We start from the raw sequence: 611 nt of genomic DNA on the forward strand, positions 1-611 counted from the left end.
CTAGCGAGGTTCGAGCCGCCCGTACCCCAAACCGACTCAGGTGGTTAGGTAGAGAATACCAAGGCGATCGAGTGAATCGTGGTTAAGGAATTCGGCAAAATACCCCCGTAACTTCGGGAGAAGGGGGGCCCTGATCGTGACCCCACTTGCTGGGTGAGCGTGATCGGCCGCAGAGACCAGGGAGAAGCGACTGTTTACTAAAAACACAGGTCCGTGCCAAGTCGCAAGACGATGTATACGGACTGACGCCTGCCCGGTGCTGGAACGTTAAGGGGACCGGTTAGCACGCAAGTGCGAAGCTGAGAACTTAAGCGCCAGTAAACGGCGGTGGTAACTATAACCATCCTAAGGTAGCGAAATTCCTTGTCGGGTAAGTTCCGACCTGCACGAATGGCGTAACGACTTCTCCACTGTCTCAACCACGAACTCGGCGAAATTGCACTACGAGTAAAGATGCTCGTTACGCGCAGCAGGACGGAAAGACCCCGGGACCTTTACTACAGCTTGGTATTGGTGTTCGGTACGGCTTGTGTAGGATAGGTGGGAGACTGTGAAGCCGTCACGTCAGTGATGGTGGAGTCAACGTTGAAATACCACTCTGGTCGTTCTGG

General features: G+C 54.3%; 1 rRNA gene. It reads left to right on the forward strand.

Features of this window, described 5'->3' with window-relative positions:
• Nucleotides 1-611: ribosomal RNA gene (locus ABD194_RS19020) — 23S ribosomal RNA — on the forward strand; the annotation flags it as partial.

It is taken from the genome of Terrabacter terrae (assembly GCF_039529575.1).
Classification (GTDB): Bacteria; Actinomycetota; Actinomycetes; order Actinomycetales; family Dermatophilaceae; genus Terrabacter; species Terrabacter terrae.